Below are 17,762 nucleotides of genomic sequence, written 5' to 3'. Positions count from 1 at the left end.
TTCTAAGAATCATCACTGATTATTATCTCTTATTTTTTAACTTTTGGACGTTTAGTACCGTATTTGGAACGGGATTGCTTACGGTTGTTAACACCGGAAGTATCCAGCGCGCCACGCACGATGTGATAACGTACCCCTGGAAGATCTTTAATTCTACCTCCACGGATCAATACAACACTGTGTTCTTGCAGGTTGTGACCGATACCTGGAATGTAAGCTGTCACCTCTACGCGGTTCGTTAAACGAACACGTGCGTATTTACGAAGTGCGGAGTTAGGCTTCTTAGGAGTCATAGTGCCTACACGCGTGCAGACACCACGTTTTTGAGGTGCACTCAAATCCGTTGCTTCTCTTTTCAAAGCGTTAAAACCTTTTTGCAAAGCTGGTGATTTAGACTTATCCACCTTCGCTTGACGACCTTTACGTACTAGTTGGTTAATTGTTGGCATATCGCCACCTCCTCCCTACATTCATAACATGATGTTCTTCTTGCAAGCCCACAGATCCAGGCGAGTCATAAATGAGCAAAGAGAAAGTCCTTGCCATGGATAGCTGCGAAAAGTTATAAAAACTTATGTAGGCTATGGCCACTAACAAAAACGTCTTTAGCGTTTATTCATTTACAACAGCTGCTACCGCAGCTCCAACTTCAATTCCACATGCTTTACCTAGCATCTTCATAGAATCTACGTAGGTAATAGGTACACCCTTCTGCGTACAGAGAGTTACCAGATTTATCGTCAATCGCGGATCTGCATCTTTAGAAACAAAAACTTCGACTGCCTTACCTTGTTCGACTATTTTTGTAACTTTCTTCGTACCTACACTTATATTCTTCGCCTGTTTGACTTTATCATAAGACATAAGGCACCCCCTTCAAAGAAAAGGAAAGAATATCGACTTAGGCACACTACGATATATTAGCACTTTGATCTTCGGGTGTCAAGGAATAACTTCATATATTTTATTATTCTTACTAGATTAGTAAAAGTAAAGCAGAAGGGACAGCGCACTTCATTATAAAGTGGCTATCCCTCCTGATTACATAGCGAATCTATTCAACAGTGACAGTTTCTTTTTCAAGATCCTCGTCTTGTACAAGCACTTCGTTCGGATCCGTAATACGGATATTCCGGTAACGAGGCATACCCGTACCTGCAGGAATAAGTTTACCGATAATAACGTTCTCCTTAAGACCAAGTAATTGGTCAACCTTGCCTTTAATTGCTGCATCCGTCAAGACACGTGTCGTTTCTTGGAAAGACGCTGCAGATAGGAAGGAATCGGTCTCTAGGGACGCTTTAGTAATACCGAGCAAGATAGGTCTTGCAACAGCAGGCTCACTACCAGCGAACAAGGCAACTTTGTTGGCAGCTTCATATTCATGAATGTCTACGAAGGAACCAGGTAGAAGCGTTGTATCTCCAGCGTCAACGATACGGATTTTCCGTAACATTTGGCGAACCATAACTTCGATATGTTTATCGTTAATTTCTACCCCTTGGTTACGATATACACGTTGAACCTCTTGCAGAATGTAGTTCTGCACACCGCGGATACCTTTGATACGGAGCATTTCCTTCGGATCGATAGAACCGTCAGTCAACTCGTCTCCAGCTTCCACTTGTTGATTCAATGAAACACGTACACGTGAACCGTAAGGAACTGCATATACTTTGGATTCCGCTTCCCCTTGGACTTCGATCTCACGACGGTCCTTAGCTTCACGGATTTCTTTCACAGTACCATCAATTTCGGAAATGATCGCTTGACCTTTCGGATTCCGAGCTTCGAAGAGCTCTTGAATACGCGGCAAACCTTGCGTAATATCATCTCCGGCAACACCACCGGTATGGAACGTACGCATCGTTAACTGTGTTCCTGGCTCACCAATGGATTGAGCAGCGATAATACCAACTGCTTCACCAACCTCAACAAACTGGCCAGTAGCTAGGTTACGACCGTAACATTTTTTACAAACACCATGATTGGTACGGCAGCTAAGAACGGAACGAATTTGAAGTTTCTCGATACCTGCTTCAATAATTGTATCTGCAATACCCGATTCGATGAGTTCATTGCGTTGAACAATAACTTCACCTGTTTTCGGATGACGAAGAGTTTCATAAGCATAGCGACCCTCAATACGGTCATAGAGATCTTCAATAACCTCTTTACCATCTTGAATTTTGCTAACCATGAAGCCTTTGTCAGTTCCACAATCATCTTCACGAACGATAACGTCTTGTGCTACGTCAACGAGACGACGAGTCAGGTAACCGGAGTCAGCTGTACGTAACGCTGTATCGGCAAGACCTTTACGCGCTCCGTGCGTGGAAATAAAGTACTCCAAGATTGTCAAACCTTCACGGAAGTTCGATTTAATTGGCAACTCCATAATTTTACCGGATGGATTCGCCATCAAACCACGCATACCGCCAAGCTGTGTAATCTGAGATTTATTACCCCGCGCTTTGGATTCAACCATCATGCTAATAGAGTTGTATTTATCAAGGGATTTCATCAAAATATCTGTGATTTCATCCTTCGCTTTACTCCAGATCGCAATAACTCGGTCATAACGCTCTTCATCTGTAATCAAACCACGGCGGTATTGGTTCGTAACTACACGTACTTTCTCTTCACATTCTTTGAGGATTGCTACTTTTTCAGTAGGAACAACAACGTCAGAGACAGCTACGGTAATACCCGCTTTGGTGGAGTACGTGAATCCAAGCTCTTTAATTTTATCAAGGATCATGGACGTTTGAGTTGTGTGGTATTTACGGAAACACTCAGCAATGATAGAACCGAGATATTCTTTACCTACCGCTTTGTTCTCTTCACGCTCCAACATAATAGCTCTAAGATCAGCACCTTTTTCAAAAACAAAGTGAGCATCAGGAATCCCATTCAGCAGGTTTGTTTTGGTTGGTTCATTAATGAATGGGAAGTCGCTAGGGAAAATCTCATTCATAATGATTTTACCGATCGTCGTGATCAAGATTGCATTTTGCTGTTTCTCAGTGAAACTAACTTTGTTCAATGCTCTTGCAGGAATAGCAACCCGTGCGTGCAGTGCCATTTTGCCCGATTGGTAAGAAGAAACTGCTTCATGCACTGTTCTAATAATAGAACCAGCACCTTTAGCGAATTTGTTGTCTGTTGTTAAATAGAAGCTTCCCAGAACCATATCCTGTGAAGGCGTAACGACAGGCTTACCGTCTTTCGGATTCAAGATGTTACCTGACGCCAGCATGAGCAAGCGAGCTTCGGCTTGAGCTTCAGAAGACAATGGTACGTGAACGGCCATTTGGTCACCGTCGAAGTCAGCGTTGTAAGCTGTACAAACGAGCGGATGAAGCTTAATAGCGCGGCCTTCAACCAGAATCGGTTCAAAAGCTTGAATACCAAGTCTATGCAGCGTAGGGGCACGGTTCAGAAGAACCGGGTGCTCCTTAATTACTTCTTCAAGTACATCCCAAACATCTGGACTTACGCGCTCAACTTTACGTTTTGCACTTTTGATGTTATGGGCCAAACCTTTATTTACAAGCTCTTTCATAACGAAAGGCTTGAACAACTCAAGTGCCATTTCCTTCGGAAGACCACATTGGTACATCTTCAGGTTAGGACCTACAACGATAACGGAACGACCGGAATAGTCAACACGTTTACCGAGCAAGTTTTGACGGAAACGTCCTTGTTTACCTTTCAGCATATGGCTGAGGGATTTCAAAGGACGGTTACCTGGGCCTGTTACCGGGCGGCCGCGACGACCGTTATCGATAAGAGCATCAACCGCCTCTTGCAGCATCCGTTTCTCATTTTGAACAATGATATCCGGAGCGCCTAGGTCGAGCAATCTTTTCAAACGGTTGTTACGGTTGATAACGCGGCGATACAGATCATTCAAGTCAGAAGTCGCGAAGCGGCCACCATCAAGTTGTACCATCGGACGAAGCTCCGGAGGGATGACAGGAAGTACATCCAAAACCATCCAGCCTGGTAAATTCTTCGAGTTACGGAATGCTTCCATAACTTCCAGACGCTTAATCGCACGATTACGACGTTGACCTTGCGCTGTTTTGAGTTCTTCTTTGAGTGTATCTACTTCACGCTCGATATCAATATCGACTAGAAGTTTTTTTACGGCTTCCGCACCCATTCCCGCTTGGAAAGCATAACCGTACTTCTCGCGATAGCTGCGGTATTCTTTCTCTGAAAGCAGTTGTTTCTTCTCCAAAGGTGTATCCCCTGGATCAGTTACCACATAGGAAGCGAAGTAGATGATTTCCTCCAACGATCTTGGAGACATATCTAACGCAAGCCCCATACGGCTTGGAATACCTTTGAAGTACCAAATGTGGGATACCGGAGCGGCAAGTTCAATATGACCCATGCGCTCACGACGTACCTTTTGACGTGTTACTTCAACGCCACAACGGTCACAAACAACGCCTTTATAACGAACTCGTTTGTATTTACCGCAATGACATTCCCAATCTTTGGTAGGCCCGAAGATCTTTTCGCAGAAAAGACCTTCTTTCTCAGGCTTTAAGGTTCTGTAGTTAATCGTTTCCGGCTTCTTTACTTCCCCACGGGACCAAGAGCGAATTTTATCGGGTGATGCCAAGCCGATTTTCATAAACTCGAAGTTGTTAACGTCCATCAAGGAGCAACCCTCCTTTAAGAATTTAAACCCACTATGCAGTGAATCGTTCTCGATCTATTGTGGTGTTCTTTATTCGTTGACTCCTAATTCAGAGCCCTCTAAGTTTAGGTTTAATTTATCGCTAGTGACTTCGTCGTCATCGTCGGCTTCTCTCATTTCGATCTCTTCTTCGTCGCCGGAAAGGATTTTAACATCCATACCTAAGCTTTGAAGTTCTTTGATCAAAACTTTGAATGATTCCGGAACACCTGGTTCTGGGACATTCTCGCCTTTAACGATAGACTCATATGTTTTCACACGGCCTACAACGTCATCGGATTTCACAGTAAGAATTTCTTGCAGTGTATAAGCAGCTCCATAAGCCTCGAGTGCCCATACCTCCATCTCTCCGAAACGTTGTCCACCGAACTGCGCTTTACCACCCAGCGGCTGCTGAGTAACAAGGGAGTAAGGTCCTGTTGAACGGGCATGGATTTTATCATCAACCATGTGCGCCAGTTTAATCATGTACATGACGCCAACGGTAACTTCGCGTTCGAACGACTCCCCTGTACGACCATCGTACAGAATCGTTTTACCGCTACGCTGCATACCTGCTTCTTCCATCGCATCGAACACGTCATACTCACGCGCTCCATCGAATACCGGTGTTGCAGCATGGATACCCAGGTACTTGGAAGCCATACCTAAGTGAACTTCAAGCACTTGACCGATGTTCATCCGTGAAGGAACCCCTAGTGGATTCAACACAACTTCAACCGGTGTACCATCTGGAAGGAAAGGCATATCTTCTTCCGGAAGAATACGTGCAACTACCCCTTTGTTACCGTGACGTCCTGCCATTTTGTCGCCTTCGGAAATTTTCCGTTTTTGTGCGATATAGACACGAACGAGTTGGTTCACACCAGGAGGCAGCTCATCGCCGTTCTCACGAGTAAATACTTTCACATCAACAACAATACCGTCTGTACCATGCGGTACGCGAAGGGATGTATCACGAACCTCACGAGCCTTCTCACCGAAGATCGCATGCAGCAATCTTTCTTCCGCTGTCAGTTCTGTTACACCTTTAGGTGTTACTTTACCAACAAGGATATCGCCTGCGCCGATTTCGGCACCGACACGAATAATACCGCGCTCGTCAAGATTTTTCAGTGCATCTTCCCCAACGTTCGGGATATCACGAGTGATTTCTTCAGGTCCCAGCTTCGTATCACGTGCTTCGGACTCGTATTCCTCAATGTGGATAGAAGTGTATACATCTTCTTTCACTAGCTTTTGGCTAAGTAAGATCGCATCCTCATAGTTGTAACCTTCCCAAGTCATGAAGGCTACGACAACGTTACGTCCAAGTGCCAATTCACCTTGTTCTGTTGAAGGTCCATCTGCAAGAATATCGCCCGCTTTAACCAATTGCCCTTTTTTAACAATCGGACGTTGATTAATACATGTACCTTGGTTAGAACGCATAAATTTGTGGAGCTTATATTTGACGATGTTGCCGCTAACTAGCTTGCCATCGACCAATTCTTGGCGACGCAGCCAAATTTCATTCGCAGCAGCTTTCTCAATAATTCCATCGAATTTGGAGACAATACATACTCCTGAGTCTTTTGCGACCTTATGCTCCATACCCGTTCCTACAAGAGGTGCTTTCGGGATCAAAAGCGGAACCGCTTGACGCTGCATGTTTGAACCCATAAGCGCACGGTTGGAGTCATCATTTTCAAGGAACGGAATTAACGCCGTTGCCACGGAAACAACTTGCTTCGGAGAAACGTCCATGTAATCGACACGTTCAACCGGAAGTGTTAAGTTGTCATCCTTGTAACGCACGATAATTGCATCTTCAACAAATTTATTATCTTCCGTCAATTGCGCATTCGCTTGAGCGATAACATAGTTATCCTCTTCGTCTGCTGTCAGGTAAGCGATTTGGTCGGTTACAAGTCCTGACTTCGGATCTACCCAACGATATGGCGCCTCAATGAAGCCATACTCATTAATACGGGCAAACGTAGACAAGGAGTTGATCAAACCAATGTTCGGTCCCTCTGGCGTCTCAATTGGACACATACGGCCATAGTGAGAGTGATGGACGTCACGAACTTCCATACCTGCACGCTCTCTCGTCAAACCGCCGGGTCCGAGTGCAGACAGACGTCTTTTGTGCGTCAATTCAGCAAGTGGATTCGTTTGGTCCATAAACTGAGAAAGTTGTGAACTACCGAAGAACTCTTTGATCGATGCGATAACAGGTCGAATGTTGATTAACGCTTGTGGTGTAATTACATTCGCGTCTTGAATCGACATACGCTCGCGAACAACACGTTCCATACGGGAAAGACCAATACGGAATTGATTTTGCAGCAATTCACCTACAGAACGAAGTCTACGGTTACCCAAGTGGTCAATATCGTCCGTATTCCCGATACCGTGAAGCAAATTGATGAAATAGTTAATGGATGAAATAATATCGGCAGGCGTGATGTTTTTGACAGTTTTATCAATAACACCGTTAGAAATAACTTTAACGACCTTGCCCTCTTCTGTTGGTGAATAAACGTTGATGCACTGAACTGGAATCGTATCCGCGCCCGTTACACCTTTAGGAATCGTAAATTCTTTATATCCTGCACCTTTTTCAATAAAAGGAAGGATTTCATCTAAAACACGACGATCAAGCAATTGCCCAGCTTCTGCAATGATTTCTCCAGTCTCGGAGTCCACAAGTGTTTCAGCCAAACGTTGATTGAACAATCTGTTTTTGATGTGAAGTTTTTTATTGATTTTGTAGCGACCTACATTCGCCAAATCGTAACGCTTCGGATCGAAGAAACGAGCAACGATCAAGCTTCTAGCATTATCAAGTGTAGGAGGCTCGCCCGGACGAAGACGCTCATAGATTTCGATTAACGCTTTTTCCGTAGAATCCGTGTTATCTTTATCGAGCGTATTACGGATGTATTCATTGTCACCCAGCAAATCCAAAATCTCAGCATCTGTACCAAATCCTAAGGAACGAAGAAGGACAGTTACTGGAATTTTACGCGTGCGATCGATACGAACATAGATGATATCTTTCGCATCAGTCTCAAGCTCCAACCAAGCTCCACGGTTCGGAATGACGGTTGCGGTATATGTTTTTTTGCCGTTTTTATCCACTTTCGTGCTATAATAAACACTGGGTGAACGAACGAGCTGGGAGACGATTACACGCTCCGCACCGTTAATAATGAACGTTCCCGTGTCAGTCATGATAGGGAAATCCCCCATGAACACTTCTTGTTCTTTGACCTCACCGGTTTCCTTATTAATCAAACGGACTTTGACTCTTAACGGCGCCGCATAGGTTACGTCGCGTTCTTTGGATTCATCAACTGAATACTTAGGCTCGCCTAAGCTATAGTCAATAAACTCCAGTACTAGGTTACCTGTAAAATCCTGGATCGGAGAGATATCCTGAAACATCTCGCGAAGTCCTTCTTCCAAAAACCACTCATACGATTTTTGCTGGATTTCAATCAGGTTTGGAATGCCCAGCACCTCATTAATTCGTGCATAAGTCCTGCGTTTACGTCGTCCAAATTGAACAAGATGTCCCGCCAACTTTCATTCACCCCTCAACTCTACTCAATAAATAAAAAGAAGAAGAAAAACTTCTACCGACGTACACTCAGGACGCCTCCGTTAGTGGAGCCCGTCCGAATTAAGCGACTGTATGAAGGAAGGTTTTTCCCTGTAATCAATAAGACTTTTCCAAATATTTCTTCCCATCCTGTTAGAGTTTCCTAAAATTCAAACATTATACGTTACAAGTTCAAATTTTATTCATCCAGGAAGAAAAAAACACTTGACATTTTTGTTAACTAAAGACATGTGTCCCATCTTAATACTGACATTTTTTAATAATACCACATGTGAAATGTCAAGTCAAACAAATTCCCACGATTGTCAACAAAGACTTCATCCCACTTCAATAAGCTTTCGATTACTTCGTGGCTTTGAGAATTTTGTACCCTTTATCTTTGGATACCTCAGTAACTTCACTGTACAAGGACTCGAGTTTTTTCATGGCCGATGGAGCACCCTGCTTTTTTTGAATAACAACCCAGATAGCCCCGCCGTCAACTAAGCATTCAAAAGCATCCGTAAAAATGCGATGAACGACTTCCTTGCCGGCACGAATGGGCGGATTGGTTAAAACCGCGTCAAAGCGTTGCCCCTGCACTTGTTCCAAGAGATCACTTTGGAGGATGGTCACATTCGTAATTCCGTTACGCTTCGCATTATCAACTGAAAGCTCGATCGCTCTCTCATTGATGTCGACCATTGTCACATGCCCTTTCGGACACATGACAGCAGCGCTTAGCCCAATAGGACCGTACCCACACCCTACATCAAGAACCTTAGCATCCTCGCGCAGCTGCATAGTTTCAATTAAATGCTTACTACCGTAATCGACACCTTTTTTCGAAAAGACTCCCGCATCCGTCAGGAACGTATATGTTTTACCACGCAGCACTTCCTGCATAGTGTGGACATCTCGTTTAACCGTCGGTCGCTCAGTATAGTAATGCTCTGACACGTTATGAATTCCTCCTTCACTTTTACCTTTAGGAAAATCAAATAACGAGAGCGTTCCCAAGGCTTTCCTAAGGGTAAAAACCTCATCTTATAACGGTTAAAAAAACCTCTTGAAGTCAAGCTTCAAGAGGTTTCCTATTGAAAGATTACTTAACTTCTACGGAAGCGCCAGCTTCAGTAAGCTTAGCTTTAACAGCTTCTGCTTCTTCGGAGCTAACTTTTTCTTTAACTGCTTTAGGAGCGCCATCAACCAAGTCTTTCGCTTCTTTCAGGCCAAGACCTGTGATTTCGCGAACTACTTTAATTACGTTGATTTTGGATGCGCCAGCGCTAGTCAAGATAACGTCAAACTCAGTTTGAGCTTCTTCAACTGCTACTGCTGCGCCACCGCCAGCTGCTACTGGAGCTGCTGCTGTTACGCCAAACTCTTCTTCAATTGCTTTAACCAGGTCGTTCAATTCCAAGATTGTCATGCCTTTGATTGCTTCTAGGATCGTTGCATTGTTGCTCATGGTTAAACCTCCATTATCATTCATATATTTTGTGGTTGTTGTTGTAAAACAAAATTAAGCTTGACCTTCAGCTTCTTTTTTCTCAGCAACTGCTTTAACAGCAAGTGCAAAGTTACGAACTGGAGCTTGAAGAACGCTAAGCAACATGGAGAGAAGACCATCTCTGGATGGAAGTTCAGCAAGTGCTTTGATTTGATCGTATCCAACTACGCGGCCTTCGACCACGCCGCCTTTTACGCTCAATTGATCATTCTTTTTCGCAAATTCAGTCAAGATTTTCGCTGGAGCGACTAGATCGTCATTGCTGAAAGCAATAGCAGTTGGACCTGTTAGGTACTCATCCAATGCGCTTAAGTCAGCATTTGCCGATGCGCGTCTAGCCAACGAGTTCTTGAGAACTACGAATTCAATACCAGCTTCGCGCAAGGTTTTGCGCAGCTGCGTTACTTGAGCTACGTTCAAACCGCGGTAGTCTGCTATGATTGTAGAAGCACTAGCTTTAAACTTTTCAGTTACTTCAGCTACTGCCTGTTCTTTCTGTGCAAGAATTTTCGCGTTTGCCATAGTACACCTCACTTCTTATGCATTTATCTTTCAAGATCGCAAACAGTAGGAGCATCAGCATTCCTTATCTAAAATAAGAAATGCCTTCGTAGACGCTACGAAGGCATGATGTGTTCACTATTTCCCTGAAGTACAAAGAAATCGCTATATATATCATAACACCTCGGTAGGAAATTAAGCACGGCGGCACCTACTGTCTACGGTTTGCATATTCATTTTTATGACCTTTGATAGAGTATCACGCCCAGCAACCGAAGTCAACTGGTAGCTTTTACTTATCTGAAGGATTGCAGGTTCACACGAACGCTTGGGCCCATTGTGGAGGATACAGCAATGTTTTTCAGGTAAACACCTTTAGCAGCTGCTGGTTTCGCTCTTACAAGTGCATCAACCAATGCTTTGAAGTTTTCGTTCAACTTATCAGCATCGAAAGATACTTTACCAAGTGGAGCATGGATTTGGCCTGCTTTGTCAAGACGGTACTCGATTTTACCTGCTTTGATCTCTTGAACAGCTTTGGTAACGTCGAAAGTAACTGTTCCTGCTTTAGGGTTTGGCATTAAACCTTTACCCCCGAGGATACGACCCAGTTTACCAACTTCGCTCATCATGTCCGGAGTAGCTACGCAAACGTCAAATTCGAACCAACCTTGTTGAATTTTGTTGATCATGTCAGCATCACCAACAAAATCTGCACCAGCTGCTTCAGCTTCTTTCGCTTTCTCGCCTTTAGCAAATACAAGTACACGTTTCGTTTTACCAGTACCGTGTGGAAGTACAACGACACCACGAACAGCCTGATCTTGTTTTCTTGGGTCAACACCCAGACGAACTGCAACATCTACAGTTTCATCAAATTTAGCAGGAGCTGTTTTCTTAACAAGCTCGATTGCTTCTGACGGATCATACAAAGCTTCAGCATTTACAAGCTGAGATACTTCGCGGTATTTTTTACCGTGTTTAGGCATTTTAAAATCCTCCTTAGTGGTATTAGCGGATAATCCTCCCACCGAGCGGCTGAAGAGTTTTCTCGGAGAAAACCCACTTCGATAGCTTGCGCTTATCGTTTAACCGCATTCCTTGCGGAATTAATCTTCGATAGTGATTCCCATGCTGCGAGCAGTACCTTCAACCATACGCATTGCAGCCTCAACGGATGCAGCATTTAGGTCAGGCATTTTTTGTTCAGCGATTTCGCGAACTTTAGCGCGTTTCACAGTTGCAACTTTCTTTTTGTTTGGTTCACCGGATCCTTTTTCGATACCAGCAACGACGCGAAGAAGAACTGCAGCCGGAGGCGTTTTAGTGATGAATGTAAAGGAACGATCCTCGAATACTGTGATTTCAACCGGAATGATAAGACCAACTTGATCAGCAGTACGAGCGTTAAACTCTTTACAGAAAGCCATGATGTTCACACCTGCTTGACCCAATGCTGGACCGATCGGTGGTGCTGGATTTGCTTTCGCAGCTTGAACTTGAAGCTTAACGATTTTAATAACCTTTTTTGCCATGATAGACACCTCCTTGCTTTTAATATGGGATCTCATTGCCATCCCACTAACGAAGGTCTATCCCGAGGAATAGACCTGGTAGAAACCCTTGGTTGTCTTGTTTTATAGCTTTTCCACTTGGTCGAAATCGAGCTCAAGCGGGGTTTCTCTACCAAACATGTTGACATGTACCTTAAGTTTACCCTTGTCAGCAACAATTTCTTCAACAGAGCCGACAAAGTTTGCGAAAGGTCCTACCTTGACGCGTACGGTTTCTTTGAGTTCGAAGTCGATTTTCTCCTTCGGCTCTTCCATACCCATATGCTTCAGGATAGATTCAACTTCCTCAGGTAATAATGCAGTCGGTTTAGAGCCGGATCCTGTAGAACCTACGAATCCAGTTACTCCTGGCGTATTACGTACAACATACCAAGAGTCATCCGTCTGAATCATTTCTACGAGGACATAACCTGGATAAACTTTACGCATGACGACTTTTTTCTTGCCGTCTTTGTTTACCAGCTCTTCTTCCATAGGCACAAGCACACGGAAGATCTTGTCCGTCATTTCCATAGATTCAACGCGTTTCTCTAAGTTGGCTTTTACTTTGTTCTCATACCCTGAATAGGTATGTACGACGTACCATCTTTTTTCCATGAATAAATTCACCTATAGTCCTGTTTATTTAAAAACAAGGCGCAGCAACTCAGAAATTCCTAGATCCAGCACAAAAAAATAGATGGCAACAAAAGTTACGGTACCCAATACGACAAGCGTATAAGTAGTCATCTCTTTGCGACTTGGCCACTTGACCTTTTTGAGTTCTGACCAACTGTCGGTGAAGAAGGAAAAAGTGGATCCGAAGCTTTGTCTCATTCTAGCCAAGAACGCCACAAACTACACCTCCAAAGAACTACCTAGTCTCGCGATGAGCAGTATGTTCATTGCAAAATTTGCAATATTTCTTCAACTCAATACGGTCGGGATTGTTGCGCTTATTTTTAGTGGATGCATAGTTTCTTTGTTTGCAATTTGTGCACGCTAATGTGATGATGACCCGCATGATGTACACCTCCTACAGACACTTTCTAATTAAAGCCCTTCTAAGCGCGTCAAAAAGAAAGCGACTTTTAGGGCTACCTGAAATACTTTATCACAACCCGTAATAGGGTGTCAAGGCAGAAGTCTCATAAATGCGAGAGTATCACCAGTATAGACCCTCTAGGCAATTGTTAAACATTCTCACAAAGAAAAACACCCGCACAGCTTTAGCGGCACGGGTACTTCCTACAAATCTCGGACTTCTAGATAACGTTCAAGCTTGCGTTTAACACGTTGAAGAGCATTATCAATAGACTTCACATGACGATCGAGATCAACGGCAATTTCTTGATACGATCTGCCATCGAGATAGAGCATCAGTACCCTGCGCTCTAGGTCACTTAATATCTCTCCCATTTTATCTTCAAGGCCCGTAAACTCTTCTTGATTGATTACAAGCTCCTCAGGATCTGTAACCCGGGAACCGCTAATAACGTCAAGCAGCGTACGATCAGAATCTTCATCATAGATAGGCTTGTCCAGTGACACGTAGGAATTAAGAGGAATGTGCTTCTGACGCGTTGCTGTCTTGATCGCCGTGATGATCTGTCGCGTGATGCACAGTTCAGCAAAGGCTTTGAATGAAGCAAGCTTGTCTCCTCGGAAGTCGCGAATAGATTTATATAAACCTATCATACCTTCCTGCACAATGTCTTCTCGGTCTGCACCTATCAAAAAATAAGAACGTGCTTTGGCACGTACGAAATTCTTATATTTATTGATAAGATATTCCAACGCTTCGCTACTGCCTTCACGGACTGCTTCGACGATGTCTTCATCTGGCTTGAGGTCATAATCATACATTCTCAGTTCTTTGAGGTCGACACTCACCAACAATCCCTCCGGCCTGCAGGACTACCCAGATTCACTATAAAAGTTTAGGTTAAGTATACATGAAGCAAACTCACACCGTCAACGGGGAACCGCACCATTTCTAGCATTTGGAGGATTCACTCTCCTCTTCGCCACCGTTCGAACTGCTCTTTGATCTCATGGCTCAGTTTACCTTCGAACGGATTACGCTTGGATGAAGTTTCAGGATGAATACGTTCTCTCACTTCTTTGCGATTCTGTTTGATTTTGACTAGCAGTTCACCAGCGGGCATTCGAAGAGCTCCTTTACCGAAAATGACATGCTGCTCAATCATATCCGAGGTGGCTACGTAGATCTGCTTACGCCTTCCCATCAGATTCGTGACCAGGCGTTCGATCCGTTCATCTGCCGTTTCCTTCTCTTTGGTATAGAGTACTATAAGCTTACTCTGCACATATTTCTTACCAAGTCCAGGTACCATATAGGCATCAAAAACGAGATATACCTTCATACCCGAGTAGGATTGATACTCCGCCAGCATATGAATTAACTGATCGCGAGCGCCCTCCAAATCCGTGTCCTTCAGCTTACTCAGCTCCGGCCATGCGCCAATAATATTGTAGCCATCAACAATCAGAAACTGTTCCATTTCATTTAACTCTTATTTCGCTGTCTAACCACTTCATACATCAATACACCCGCGGCGACGGACGCATTCAAAGAATTCACATGTCCTGCCATCGGAAGCTTAACTAAGAAGTCACATTTCTCCTTAATTAATCGACCTACACCTTTACCTTCATTCCCGATAACAAGTGCTATTGGAATACTAAAGTTGGCTTTATACACATCTTGAGCAGCGGACACATCCGTTCCAGCAACCCAAACTCCCTGTTCTTTTAATTTCTCAATTGTCTGCGCAATATTCGTCACACGTGCAACGGGAACATATTCAACGGCCCCAGCTGAAGTCTTGGAAACCGTAGCTGTAAGTCCAACGGAACGCCGCTTAGGGATAATGACGCCATGAACACCCGTGCAATCTGCTGTTCGCAGAATCGAACCCAGATTATGCGGATCCTCGATCTCATCAAGAATCAGGATAAAAGGTTCTTGCCCGAGCTCTTTAGCCTTATCTAGAATATCCTCTACTTCGACATACTCATAAGCAGCAACTTGCGCTACAACCCCTTGGTGTTGTAGTCCTTCGGCCATTTGGTCCAGCTTGCGCTTATCCGTAAACTGAACGATAATGCCTACATTTTTGGCTTCCGCTACAATAGGACCTGCGAATTGCTTCTGAGCACTCTCTGCGATCCATATTTTATTAATCGTCCGACCAGCACGAAGCGCCTCTAGAACGGAGTGCTTCCCGCCGATATATTCTTCATCCATTCCTGTTCCTCCTAAAAGTTTTGCTTGAACAATACAATCATCGTTAGCTTAAGCTACTTGTTCTGCTTGTAAGCAATCGCAAAGTCTAATATTTCCTTCAATCTCTCAAAAGATTGTTTATAGTACAAATATCCGATTAAGCACTCAAACGCGGTGCTATGCCGGTATTCCAGCACTTCCGCGTTTTTGGCTGTAGTTCCTGATTTGGCATTGCGTCCCCGCTTTACCATGTCTACTTCTTCTTCCGATAGCATCGGCATCAAAGCCTCCAACAATTTGGATTGCGCTTTGGCTGAGACATATCCCGTCGATGCTTTGTGCAAATGGTTCGGCCGATGGTTAGCTCCAGAAATCACATATTGCCTGATGTACACTTCATACACAGCATCCCCTATATAAGCCAATACAAGCGGATTCAGTAAATGGGGACTTTTAGATGGCGGGAAAATAAAAAGGTTCGCAGCGTCATGGATGGACTCGCTCATTTACGGCGCCAGCGTATTCCCTGTGGTGTATCCTCAAGGAATATCCCTTTCTCTGTGAGCAGGTCACGAATTTCATCTGCGCGGGCCCAGTTCTTCGACTTACGCGATTCAGTTCGTTCGATAATCAACTGCTCAATCTCATCATCTAACAGCTCATCCGATTGCTGTGAAAGAATCCCTAAGGTTTGGTCGAAGGCTTGCAGCTGATCCAAGAAAAGCTGCAGTGCGGCAGCATTTACCCGCTCCTGTTGCAGATACAGGTTAGCTTCAGCAACAAGGTCGAATACCGCTGTAATAGCATCTGGAGTATTGAAATCATCATTCATCTTATCATCAAACTGGCTCGCAATCGCAGCCAAACGATCCGTTAGTGCTGATTCTATTTCACTAGTCGCAGAAGCAGTAGTAAGGCGGTGCTTCAGGTTATCATAAGCATTTTGAATACGTTCTAACGCATTAGAGGCTTGTTTCAAGCTCTCATCGCTGAAATTCAGCGGATTGCGATAGTGCGCGGACAACATGAAGAAACGGAATACTTGCGGCTTGATTTGTTTAACTAGATCACGAATAAGAATCCCGTTGCCAAGTGACTTGGACATCTTCTCATTGTCAATGTTAAGGAAGGCATTGTGCAGCCAATAATTAGCCATCGGATGCCCCGTTACAGCTTCCGTCTGAGCGATTTCACACTCGTGATGCGGGAATGTCAAATCTTGTCCACCACCGTGTATATCAATCGTTTCACCCAAATATTTGCGCACCATGGCGGAGCATTCGATATGCCAGCCTGGACGGCCTTGACCCCATGGACTATCCCAATAAATTTCTCCCGGTTTGGCCGCTTTCCACAGAACAAAATCCTGAGGACTCTCTTTGCGATCGTCTACTTCAATACGGATACCGTATTGGAGCTCTTCCAGATTTTGATTGGATAACTTGCCATACTCAGCAAATTTACTTGTTCGGTAATAAACGTCACCGCGGGCTTCGTAAGCAAAATCTTTCTCAACAAGGGCAGCAATGAAATCGATAATTTCCTGAATGTTCTCCGTAACGCGCGGATTCAAGGTAGCATCGTGAACACCTAGCGTTTTGACGTCGTCCAAAAAGGCTTGAATGAATGTTTCTGCAAGCTCCGGAACGGTTACAGCCAACTCCTCGGCTTTACGAATCATTTTATCATCCACATCGGTAAAGTTCGTAATATAGTTCACTTCATACTTCTGAGACTCCAAATAGCGACGGACAACATCGAAGAAAATTACCGGTCTGCCGTTACCAATATGAATATAGTTATACACAGTAGGCCCGCAAACGTACATCTTCACTTTGCCTGGTTCAATTGGCACGAATTCTTCTTTTTTCCGCGTTAGCGTATTATACACTTTGAGTGTCATGTTCTCTCGTTTCTCCATTCTTAAGGCGTTCTTGTTCAAGTTGCTGTTTTAAATCATTAATCTGATTCTGTAATTCCTGAAATATATCAACAATGGGATCAGGTAAGTTCCCATGGTCCAAACGATTCACACGAACTCCGTCCCGCTTCACAAGTTTAGCAGGGATAGTAACGACGGTGCTATTTGAAGGAACTTCCTGAATAACCACCGCATTAGAACCAATACGTGAATTTTCGCCTACAAGGAACGAACCGAGAATTTTGGCACCCGAGCCAATAACTACATTATTGCCAATAGTTGGATGTCTCTTACCTTTTTCTTTCCCCGTACCCCCTAAGGTTACGCCTTGGTATAGGATGACATCGTCACCAATCTCACAGGTTTCCCCTATAACAACACCCATACCATGATCAATAAACAGTCTTTTCCCTATCGTCGCACCCGGATGAATCTCAATCCCTGTCATGAACCGGCTCCACTGCGAAACGATACGAGCGATAGTATACATCCCCCGCTTGTAAAACCAATGGCCGATTCGATGGGACCAAATCGCATGAAGACCAGAATACGTAAAAACAACCTCAAACCAGCTGCGTGCAGCCGGGTCGTTATCGAATACGGCGGATATATCAGATTTGATCGTTGCCCACATGTTCTCACCTTCTTCGTAGAAATCATTCAAGGATTCTTCTAAAACAAAAAAGCCCCTGCAGCCATATGGCTGCAGAGGCGTAGTTAT

18 protein-coding genes and 1 other annotated feature are annotated in these 17,762 nt (G+C 44.1%); all 18 genes read right to left on the bottom strand.

From position 1 onward, the window contains the following. Window positions 1–29: 29 nt before the first annotated feature. A complete protein-coding gene (gene rpsL / locus GC102_RS20745) occupies window positions 30–449 on the bottom strand; it encodes a 30S ribosomal protein S12 (protein WP_028557500.1) in 420 nt (139 codons plus the stop codon). A gap of 163 nt (window positions 450–612) precedes the next feature. Next, window positions 613–864, bottom strand: coding sequence for a ribosomal L7Ae/L30e/S12e/Gadd45 family protein (locus GC102_RS20740; RefSeq protein WP_171642877.1), 252 nt, complete (start codon window positions 862–864; stop codon window positions 613–615). 190 nt (window positions 865–1,054) lie between these two features. Next, window positions 1,055–4,675: a DNA-directed RNA polymerase subunit beta' gene (gene rpoC, locus GC102_RS20735; protein ID WP_171691208.1), complete on the bottom strand. Its 3,621-nt coding sequence runs from the start codon at window positions 4,673–4,675 to the stop codon at window positions 1,055–1,057. Window positions 4,676–4,744: 69 nt separating this feature from the next. After that, complete coding sequence (gene rpoB, locus GC102_RS20730) at window positions 4,745–8,284, bottom strand: DNA-directed RNA polymerase subunit beta (RefSeq protein WP_171642875.1); 3,540 nt, start codon at window positions 8,282–8,284, stop codon at window positions 4,745–4,747. Window positions 8,285–8,666: 382 nt separating this feature from the next. After that, the gene (locus GC102_RS20725; protein ID WP_171691207.1) at window positions 8,667–9,263 is read right to left on the bottom strand and encodes a class I SAM-dependent methyltransferase; all 597 of its coding nucleotides are present in this window, start codon (window positions 9,261–9,263) and stop codon (window positions 8,667–8,669) included. 145 nt (window positions 9,264–9,408) lie between these two features. Next, window positions 9,409–9,774 (bottom strand): 50S ribosomal protein L7/L12, encoded by a 366-nt coding sequence (rplL, locus tag GC102_RS20720; protein ID WP_029196469.1) that lies wholly within the window; start codon window positions 9,772–9,774, stop codon window positions 9,409–9,411. 54 nt (window positions 9,775–9,828) lie between these two features. Next, window positions 9,829–10,338 (bottom strand): 50S ribosomal protein L10, encoded by a 510-nt coding sequence (gene rplJ / locus GC102_RS20715; protein ID WP_057304272.1) that lies wholly within the window; start codon window positions 10,336–10,338, stop codon window positions 9,829–9,831. A gap of 66 nt (window positions 10,339–10,404) precedes the next feature. After that, window positions 10,405–10,559 (bottom strand) — a sequence feature (ribosomal protein L10 leader region). A 54-nt stretch (window positions 10,560–10,613) separates the two neighbouring features. Beyond that, window positions 10,614–11,306 (bottom strand): 50S ribosomal protein L1, encoded by a 693-nt coding sequence (gene rplA, locus GC102_RS20710; protein WP_171691206.1) that lies wholly within the window; start codon window positions 11,304–11,306, stop codon window positions 10,614–10,616. 120 nt (window positions 11,307–11,426) lie between these two features. Next, window positions 11,427–11,852: a 50S ribosomal protein L11 gene (gene rplK, locus GC102_RS20705; protein ID WP_029196472.1), complete on the bottom strand. Its 426-nt coding sequence runs from the start codon at window positions 11,850–11,852 to the stop codon at window positions 11,427–11,429. Between the two features lie 102 nt (window positions 11,853–11,954). Beyond that, window positions 11,955–12,488: a transcription termination/antitermination protein NusG gene (gene nusG, locus GC102_RS20700; RefSeq protein ID WP_029196473.1), complete on the bottom strand. Its 534-nt coding sequence runs from the start codon at window positions 12,486–12,488 to the stop codon at window positions 11,955–11,957. Window positions 12,489–12,512: 24 nt separating this feature from the next. Continuing rightward, window positions 12,513–12,725: a preprotein translocase subunit SecE gene (gene secE, locus GC102_RS20695; RefSeq protein ID WP_171642872.1), complete on the bottom strand. Its 213-nt coding sequence runs from the start codon at window positions 12,723–12,725 to the stop codon at window positions 12,513–12,515. 19 nt (window positions 12,726–12,744) lie between these two features. Next, complete coding sequence (rpmG, locus tag GC102_RS20690; protein ID WP_079418041.1) at window positions 12,745–12,894, bottom strand: 50S ribosomal protein L33; 150 nt, start codon at window positions 12,892–12,894, stop codon at window positions 12,745–12,747. Between the two features lie 224 nt (window positions 12,895–13,118). After that, complete coding sequence (gene sigH / locus GC102_RS20685) at window positions 13,119–13,763, bottom strand: RNA polymerase sporulation sigma factor SigH (RefSeq protein WP_028557511.1); 645 nt, start codon at window positions 13,761–13,763, stop codon at window positions 13,119–13,121. 119 nt (window positions 13,764–13,882) lie between these two features. Then, a complete protein-coding gene (locus GC102_RS20680) occupies window positions 13,883–14,395 on the bottom strand; it encodes an NYN domain-containing protein (protein WP_171691205.1) in 513 nt (170 codons plus the stop codon). 5 nt (window positions 14,396–14,400) lie between these two features. Further along, complete coding sequence (rlmB, locus tag GC102_RS20675) at window positions 14,401–15,141, bottom strand: 23S rRNA (guanosine(2251)-2'-O)-methyltransferase RlmB (protein WP_047683217.1); 741 nt, start codon at window positions 15,139–15,141, stop codon at window positions 14,401–14,403. Window positions 15,142–15,194: 53 nt separating this feature from the next. Continuing rightward, window positions 15,195–15,626 carry a Mini-ribonuclease 3 gene (locus GC102_RS20670; RefSeq protein ID WP_047683219.1) on the bottom strand — a complete coding sequence of 144 codons (432 nt, stop codon included), beginning with the start codon at window positions 15,624–15,626 and terminating at the stop codon, window positions 15,195–15,197. Further along, window positions 15,623–17,023 (bottom strand): cysteine--tRNA ligase, encoded by a 1,401-nt coding sequence (gene cysS, locus GC102_RS20665; RefSeq protein WP_171691204.1) that lies wholly within the window; start codon window positions 17,021–17,023, stop codon window positions 15,623–15,625. The genes GC102_RS20670 and cysS overlap by 4 nt, the downstream gene beginning before the upstream one ends. After that, on the bottom strand, window positions 17,004–17,675 hold the full coding sequence (gene cysE / locus GC102_RS20660; protein WP_246321031.1) for a serine O-acetyltransferase: 672 nt from the start codon (window positions 17,673–17,675) through the stop codon (window positions 17,004–17,006). Before cysE ends, cysS begins: the two co-directional genes overlap by 20 nt. Window positions 17,676–17,762: the final 87 nt, after the last annotated feature.

Source organism: Paenibacillus germinis, from assembly GCF_013141785.1.
Lineage (GTDB): Bacteria > Bacillota > Bacilli > Paenibacillales > NBRC-103111 > Paenibacillus_E > Paenibacillus_E phytorum.
This window is presented reverse-complemented; position numbering and strand designations above follow the sequence as displayed.